At 63.9% G+C, this 7,689-nt stretch carries 7 protein-coding genes; 3 read left to right on the top strand and 4 right to left on the bottom strand.

Annotated features, from left to right (window positions below; genetic code table 11):
• Window positions 1-116: 116 nt before the first annotated feature.
• The 3 genes from rpoD to rpsU all read right to left on the bottom strand — a co-directional run bounded on the left by rpoD (window position 117) and on the right by rpsU (window position 4,590).
• A complete protein-coding gene (gene rpoD / locus DOM56_RS14230; protein WP_280951295.1) occupies window positions 117-1,997 on the bottom strand; it encodes an RNA polymerase sigma factor RpoD in 1,881 nt (626 codons plus the stop codon).
• Window positions 1,998-2,272: 275 nt separating this feature from the next.
• On the bottom strand, window positions 2,273-4,180 hold the full coding sequence (dnaG, locus tag DOM56_RS14225) for a DNA primase (RefSeq protein WP_110709786.1): 1,908 nt from the start codon (window positions 4,178-4,180) through the stop codon (window positions 2,273-2,275).
• Between the two features lie 194 nt (window positions 4,181-4,374).
• Window positions 4,375-4,590 carry a 30S ribosomal protein S21 gene (gene rpsU, locus DOM56_RS14220; protein ID WP_075560838.1) on the bottom strand — a complete coding sequence of 72 codons (216 nt, stop codon included), beginning with the start codon at window positions 4,588-4,590 and terminating at the stop codon, window positions 4,375-4,377.
• A gap of 275 nt (window positions 4,591-4,865) precedes the next feature.
• Here rpsU and tsaD point away from each other — a divergent pair, with 275 nt between their 5' ends.
• Window positions 4,866-5,894, top strand: a complete 1,029-nt coding sequence (gene tsaD, locus DOM56_RS14215) for a tRNA (adenosine(37)-N6)-threonylcarbamoyltransferase complex transferase subunit TsaD (protein WP_110709785.1) — start codon at window positions 4,866-4,868, stop codon at window positions 5,892-5,894.
• Here tsaD and DOM56_RS14210 read toward each other — a convergent pair.
• Entirely contained in the window at window positions 5,891-6,517 is a 627-nt protein-coding gene (locus DOM56_RS14210; protein WP_110709817.1) for a glycerol-3-phosphate acyltransferase, read from the bottom strand. The genes tsaD and DOM56_RS14210 overlap by 4 nt on opposite strands.
• Before the next feature lie 190 nt (window positions 6,518-6,707).
• Here DOM56_RS14210 and folB point away from each other — a divergent pair, with 190 nt between their 5' ends.
• Window positions 6,708-7,061, top strand: coding sequence for a dihydroneopterin aldolase (gene folB, locus DOM56_RS14205; RefSeq protein ID WP_110602487.1), 354 nt, complete (start codon window positions 6,708-6,710; stop codon window positions 7,059-7,061).
• Entirely contained in the window at window positions 7,061-7,591 is a 531-nt protein-coding gene (gene folK / locus DOM56_RS14200) for a 2-amino-4-hydroxy-6-hydroxymethyldihydropteridine diphosphokinase (protein ID WP_110709784.1), read from the top strand. Before folB ends, folK begins: the two co-directional genes overlap by 1 nt.
• Window positions 7,592-7,689 lie beyond the last annotated feature (98 nt).

The raw sequence follows: 7,689 nt of genomic DNA, 5'->3' as shown, positions 1-7,689 counted from the left end.
CGACGTTAACGTCGCTGACATTTTTATCTAACGCTAAAGACGGGATCAAACCACTGCGTATAGCAAGGCTGCCGGCTTTTGCTCGTCGCTCGAATCCCGTAGCTCGCGGCTATGTTCTACTCGTCGAGGAACGAACGCAGCGGCTCGGAGCGCGACGGGTGACGCAGCTTGCGCAGCGCCTTGGCTTCGATCTGACGAATTCGCTCGCGGGTGACATCGAACTGCTTGCCGACCTCCTCGAGGGTGTGGTCGGTATTCATGTCGATGCCGAAGCGCATGCGCAGCACCTTGGCTTCCCGCGCGGTCAGGCCGCCCAGCACGTTGCGGGTGGCTTCGATCAGACCTTCGCCGGTGGCGGAATCGATCGGCAGCACCATGGTGCTGTCCTCGATGAAGTCGCCGAGATGCGAATCCTCGTCGTCGCCGATCGGCGTCTCCATGGAGATCGGTTCCTTGGCGATCTTGAGCACCTTGCGAACCTTGTCTTCCGGCATCTCGAGGCGCTCGCCCAGCTCTTCCGGCGTCGGTTCGCGGCCCATCTCCTGCAGCATCTGGCGCGACACGCGGTTGAGCTTGTTGATCGTCTCGATCATGTGCACCGGAATACGGATGGTGCGCGCCTGGTCGGCGATCGAGCGGGTGATCGCCTGGCGAATCCACCAGGTGGCATAGGTCGAGAACTTGTAGCCGCGACGATACTCGAACTTGTCCACCGCCTTCATCAGACCGATGTTGCCCTCCTGGATCAGGTCCAGGAACTGCAGGCCGCGGTTGGTGTACTTCTTGGCAATCGAGATGACCAGGCGAAGGTTGGCCTCGACCATCTCCTTCTTGGCTCGACGCGCCTTGGCTTCGCCGATGGAAAGGCGGCGATTGACCTCTTTCAGCTGGCCCACGCTGAGCAGCACCATCTCCTGCTCGAAGCTGATCTTGCGCTGCGCCCGCTGCACGTCGCCACGGAAAGGCTCGAGACGTTCGGCGTACTTGCCATGCTTGGCGAGAAATTCATCGAACCAGCTACCTGAGGCCTCGTTACCCAGGAAAGAGCTGATGAACGTCTTGCGCGGCACTTTGCCCTGCTTGACGAACACCTGCATGATCGCCTTTTCCTGACCACGAACCTGGTCGACGCTGATCCGGACCTGACCGACCAGCCGCTCGAAGTGCTTGGGCGAGAGCTTGATCGGCGAGAACAGTTCGGCCAGGCGCGCCTGCTCGGCGTTGGCTTCGCTGGAGCCCCGCCCGTGCTTCTCGATGGCCGCCTTGGCGGATTCGTTCTGCTCGCGAATCTGCTCGAAGCGCACCCGCGCTTCCTCGGGGTCGGGACCGCCTTCGCTGGAGTTGTCGTCTTCTTCGCTGTCTTCGTCGTCTTCTTCATCGTCGTCGCCGCTGATATCGGCTTCGACTTCTTCGGGCATCTCGACCTCGGCAACGCCGGGGATACCTTCGTCGGGATCGATGAAACCGGAGAACAAGTCCGATAGACGTCCCGGCGCTTCCTCGTCCTGGGTCTGATCATAGGCACTGAGGATGGAGTCCACCGCCCCGGGCAGATAGGCCAGCGACGACATCACCTCGCGCAGGCCTTCCTCGATGCGCTTGGCGATCTCGATTTCGCCTTCGCGGGTCAGCAGCTCCACCGTTCCCATCTCGCGCATGTACATGCGCACCGGGTCGGTGGTACGTCCGACATCGCTCTCGACCGCTGCCAACGCCGCCACGGCCTCTTCCGCCGCCGACTCGTCGGTGGAATCGTCGGACATCATCAGCGTGTCTTCGTCAGGTGCCTCCTCGACGACATTAATCCCCATGTCATTGATCATGGAGATAATGTCTTCCACCTGATCGGGATCAGCGATATCTTCGGGGAGATGATCATTCACTTCGGCGTAGGTCAGGAAGCCCTGCTCCTTGCCGCGTGCGATCAACTCCTTCAAACGTGACTGCTGTGCATTTCCAGCCATAGAAACCCTACTCGACGAAGAAGAATGAAGCACCTGGGGTGACAGCGCGACGCCCCAAAAGCCGGCTAGTATAGCGCGCCCCCGCTTTTTGCTGCCAGCTTCTATTACCTTGTCTACCAGGTGTGCTAGTGTGTTTGGTTACCTATCTGGTGGCGATCGTCGCCAATTCAACCTCTCCAACCGGTTTACCGGCTGACAACCTCACCGATCGACCACTTCACGCTTCCCTGCCGACAGTCTCGATCTTTATTGCAATTCGTCCGCGATGCGCCGATCAACCTACGCTGCCATCGGCGAGCCCGCGCGACTCACGACCTTTCGGCCAACTTGCCGATCAACTCCCGCAACCGCTGTTTCTCATCCGAACTCAGTGCCCCCGACCGACGACTCTTCTCCAGCAGTTGCTGGTACTCCTCGACCGGTGTCAATCTGGCGCTCTCGCGCTCCAGATGGCGTACCCAGTTGTCCAGTTCGCTGGCTCGCACGTCACGGGGGATTGCGAGCTCTCGACGAACCAGTTGATCGAGCCGCTCCCCATCCGGGCTGCCGTGAAAATGCGCCAGCAACACTTGAGGACTGCGATAACGCCCGGCACGCAACAACTGCACTACCTCGCGACACAACCGCCCGTCGGGCACCTCGGCGGGGCACCAATCGACCGATTCCGGCAAGCCGTCGACCAACCCGGGCTCGTGCAATAGCAGATGCAATATCCGAGCCGGAATGGTCAGGGAAAGCGTAGCAGTTCCTGCGCGAGTTGCCGGGAACCCGCGCCGACTTGCTCGATTATTCCCATTATCGACCGTCGAACCCGGCTCTGAAGCCGCTTCGACGTCGCCATCCGGCGTCATCATCAACGCCTCGTAGCCGTCGGCATCCGCCGCCGCGCTGGAACGTGGCGCCGGCGGGGCATGACTGGCGAACCAGTCGGCGAACTGCGACTGCTCGATCCCGCTGCGCGTCGACAGCTCCTTCACCAACAACGACTTGAGGACCCCCTCGGGGAGATGCTTGAGCATCTCCAGCACGGCGGTGACGAAACGCTCACGGCCCTCGACCTGCTTCAGGTCGCGCCCTTCCGCCGCCTGTTCGAATAGGAATTCCGACAGCGGGCTGGCGCAGGTGATACGGTTCTCGAACGCTTCCTGACCCTCCTGACGCACCAGCGTGTCGGGGTCCTCCCCCTCCGGAAGGAACAGGAAGCGGACCTGACGGCCGTCGATCATCGAAGGCAACGCTGTCTGCAACGAGCGACGGGCCGCCTGGCGACCGGCATTGTCGCCGTCGAAGCAGAACACCACTTCGTCCACCAGTCGAAACAGCCGCTGCAGGTGATCGGTGGTCAGCGCCGTGCCCAAGGTGGCACACGCATTGCGAATGCCGAATTGCGCCAGCGCCACCACATCCATGTAGCCCTCGACCACCAGCACTCGCGCGAGTTGCCGGTTGGCCTGGCGCGCCTCGAACAACCCGTAGAGTTCGCGGCCCTTGTGGAAGACCGGTGTCTCCGGCGAGTTGAGGTACTTGGGCTTGGCATCGCCGAGCACTCGCCCGCCAAAAGCGATGGTGCGCCCTTTCCAGTCCCGGATCGGGAACATCACCCGATCGCGAAAACGGTCGTAGGTACGCCCGGTCTCTTCGCGGTGCACCAGCAGCCCGTACTCGACCTGAACCGCCTCGCCAATGCCCTGCTCGAGCAGGTATCGCTTGAGCGACTCCCATTCATCCTCGGCGTAACCAATGCCGAAGTCCCGAATGATCTCCTGACTCAGCCCCCGTCGTTCGAGGTACTCCCGTGCTTGACGCCCGCCCCCCAGGGCGAGCCGCTCACGAAAGAAGCGGGCCGCCAGCTCCAGCAGGTTGACGCCTTCCTCACGCTTCTGCTGACGCTGACGGGCGCCCGGGTCCTCGCCACCTTCCCGCTCGACCTGCATCCCGGCGCGGGACGCGAGCTGCTCGACCGCTTCGGGAAAACGCAGGTTGTCGAACTCCATCAGGAAACGCAGCGCGTTGCCGTGAGCGCTGCACCCGAAGCAGTGATAGAACTGCTTGTCCTGGCTTACCGTGAAAGACGGTGAATTTTCCTGGTGAAACGGGCAGAGGCCGCTGTGATTGCGCCCACTCTTCTTGAGCTGCACTCGCTCGGAGATCACATCGACGATATCGGTGCGTGCCAACAGGTCATCAATGAAGCGCTGGGAGATCTGTCCGGCCATGTCGTCAGGACGCTCTGGAGAATCGGACTGGAGGCTGGGGAGGCTCCGTACTGCCTATCCATGAAGATAGACCAACCGGGGAACGCTGCCCATGTGCCGACATCAGTGAAGGCGGCGGGGTAAAAACAAACGGCCACCTTGACGGCGGCCGTTTGATCGTCCCTCTGGGGTGACCGAAGTCACCGCAGTACGGATCAATACAAGCGTTCGAAACGCTTACGCTCACGCTGCAACTTCTTGGCGTGACGCTTCACGGCAGCCGCAGCTTTGCGCTTGCGAACCGCAGTGGGCTTTTCGTAAGTTTCGCGACGGCGGACTTCGGATAGAACTCCGGCTTTCTCGCAGGAGCGTTTGAAGCGACGCAGCGCGACGTCGAACGGCTCGTTATCACGTACTTTAACAGCGGGCATGAAGCACTCACCTACCTTGGGAATTGAGTTCGGTTTGAACGCACGCCCGAGAAGACGATCCGTGCGGTTTCAGACGGCGCTACGAGGGATGATCCACTCTCTCGCCGATCGTCTGCAACGCCACATACCGGATCTTCAGGGCGCACGACCCAGTCCTGCAGAGCAGAGCATTCTAGTCCTGCCCATGAACCAATGCAAATACCTTTTCGACGGCGTAAACTAGCGCGCCTTCCGCTTCAGCATTTCCTTCAACGACTCCGACGGATGATTCGACCATGCGCGTGCTGGGTATCGAAACTTCGTGCGACGAAACCGGCGTCGCGCTCTATGACACCGACGCCGGGCTACTGGCCGATGCGCTCTATAGCCAGATAGCCCTGCACGCCGAATTCGGTGGGGTCGTACCGGAGCTAGCCTCCCGCGATCACACCCGCAAGCTGCTGCCACTGGTCGACCAGGTGCTGGCCGACGCGCAGCTGACCAAGCAGGACCTGGATGCGATCGCCTATACCGCCGGGCCCGGACTGGTCGGTGCGCTGATGGTCGGGGCCTGCACCGCTCACGGCATGGCGCGCGCGCTCGACATTCCAGTGCTGGGCGTGCATCACATGGAAGGCCACCTGCTGGCACCGATGCTGGAAGAGACCGCCCCCGCATTTCCGTTCGTCGCCCTGCTGGTCTCCGGTGGGCACACCCAACTGGTCGACGTGCGCGGCCTGGGCGACTATCGCTTGCTGGGCGAATCCGTCGACGACGCCGCCGGCGAAGCCTTCGACAAGGTCGCCAAGATGCTCGAGCTGCCCTACCCCGGCGGCCCGCAGGTCGCCGCACTGGCCGAGCAGGGCCGCAGCGAACGCTTTCGCTTCCCCCGCCCGATGACCGATCGACCGGGGCTCGACTTCAGTTTTTCCGGGCTCAAGACCCATACCTTGACCGCGCTCCGTCAGCTACGCGAGCAGGACGCCCTCGACAGCCAGGCCCGGGCCGATGTCGCCCGAGCCTTCGAGGATGCCGTCGTCGACACCTTGACCATCAAGTGCCGGCGCGCCCTCAAGGAGAGCGGCCGGGAGAGGCTGGTCGTCGCCGGGGGGGTCAGCGCCAACCGGCGCCTGCGCGAGACGCTCGACATCGCGCTGACCAAGCTGGGGGCCAGGGCATTCTATCCGCGCGGGCGATTCTGCACCGACAACGGCGCGATGATCGCCTACGCCGGTGCGCAGCGGCTGATCGCGGGCCAGCGCAGCGACGCGATAAAGCCGAGGCCACGCTGGCCGCTGGCCGAGCTGGCGCCTCCCCGGCGCTAATCCCGGTCATCGCCCTCGCGACGGTCGCGCAAGGCGTCTTCTTCATCGAAGGGATCGGCCAGCGCCGGCTCGTGCGCCTCGCGGCGTCGCTCCCGCCACAGCCGAATGTTCCAGGCGTGGCGTGCCAGCACCAGTAGCGAGAACACGCAGATGACGCCCGTCATCGGCGGCACCAGCCAGTAGCTGAGCAGCGGCGCCAGCAGCGCCGACGCCAATGACGCCACGGCCGCCGTGCGCACTCGCCAGGCGAGCAGGAACCAGCAGAGCGCGCAGACCAACGCCACCGGCGTCGCCAGCATCAACAGCACCCCAAACGCGCTGGCCACCGCCTTGCCACCTCGCCCCCGATGCCAGACCGGGCAGCTGTGCCCGACCAGCACGCTCAACCCCACCAGCCCCTGGGCCCAGACCGAGAGCGACAGCGCACCCGCCAGCCACAGCACCGGCATTCCCTTGACCGCGTCGATGACCAGCGTCACCAGCGCCGGACGCCAGCCGAAGGCCCGCAGGACATTGGAGAACCCCGGATTTCCCGAGCCTGCCCAGCGCGGATCGCGCAGCCCCCAGGCCCGGCAGACCCAGATCGCGCCGAGCAGCGAACCACTGAGATAGCCAGCCGCCATCAGCAGGCCGGTAACAACGATCGGTGGCAAGACGTCACTCCCCTTGACCGCACGGCGCGGACATCATCGAGAGCCCTGATTCTGCCACTCTCATCGCGTACAATCGACGCCACCCTGGACGGCGGGTCCGCTTCGACCCACCGCCCGCACGATGAACGCTGACGGACATCAGCGCTGACGAGGAGGTCGCGTGGATCAGGTATTGATCGAAGGCTTGAGCCTGGAGACGGTGATCGGCGTCTACGACTGGGAACGCAAGGTGCGCCAACGCCTCGAGCTCGACCTGGAGCTTCGCACCGACATTCGCCCGGCGGCCCGTGCCGACGATCTCTCCCGGACACTCGACTACGCTGCCATCTGCCAGCGTCTCTCCGACTATGCCGACGCCAACGCCCATGGCCTGGTCGAGACGTTTGCGGAGCGCGTCGCGGCGTTGCTGATCGACGAGTTCGGCATCCGCCACCTGCGCCTGACCGTTCGCAAGCCGGGAGCGGTGGCGGCGGCACGCGCCGTGGGCGTGCGCATCGAGCGCAGCGTCGACTGATGCCGCTGGTCGCTCTCGGGCTGGGCAGCAACATCCGGCGCCAGCACCATCTGACCCGGGCGCTGGAGGCGCTGGAGTCGCTCGCCGCCCCTCACCCGCTGCAGCTTTCCCGGGTCTTCGAAAGCCCGGCGGTCGGTTTCGACGACGAGCGCCCGTTCTACAATATGGTGGTGGCCTTCGAAACCGAACTCTCCCCGGCGACGATCGATCGTCACTGCAAGGCGATCGAGAGGGAGAACGGCCGCCCGGCAGGGCCGGCCAAGTTCGTCGCCCGCACCCTGGACATCGACCTGCTGCTATGGGGCGACAGCGTCGAGAGCGACGACACCCGGCGGCTACCGCGGGAGGACATCGAGCGCTATGCTTTCGTGCTCCATCCTCTCGCGGAGCTGCTGCCGGCGCACCGGCACCCGGTCAGCGGCGTCACGTTCGCCGCACTGTGGGCATCCTTCGACGCCACCGACCAGCCCCACCGGCCGATCGACTTCGTCTGGGGCAAGCGACGGATATCCCGAAGCGACGAGACCTGATGTCGGAGCCGCTCTCCCCGGTGTCCCGAACCCGGTGCCCCGAACCCGGCGCACCGGGGCAAGAAGCCCGGAGCCGGAAGTTCGAAGAGCAGTAACGG

It is taken from the genome of Salinicola sp. CR57, assembly GCF_003206585.1.
GTDB classification, from domain to species: Bacteria; Pseudomonadota; Gammaproteobacteria; order Pseudomonadales; family Halomonadaceae; genus Salinicola; species Salinicola lusitanus.
The sequence above is the reverse complement of the archived record's forward strand: the minus strand, read 5'-3'. Positions and strand labels throughout refer to the sequence as shown.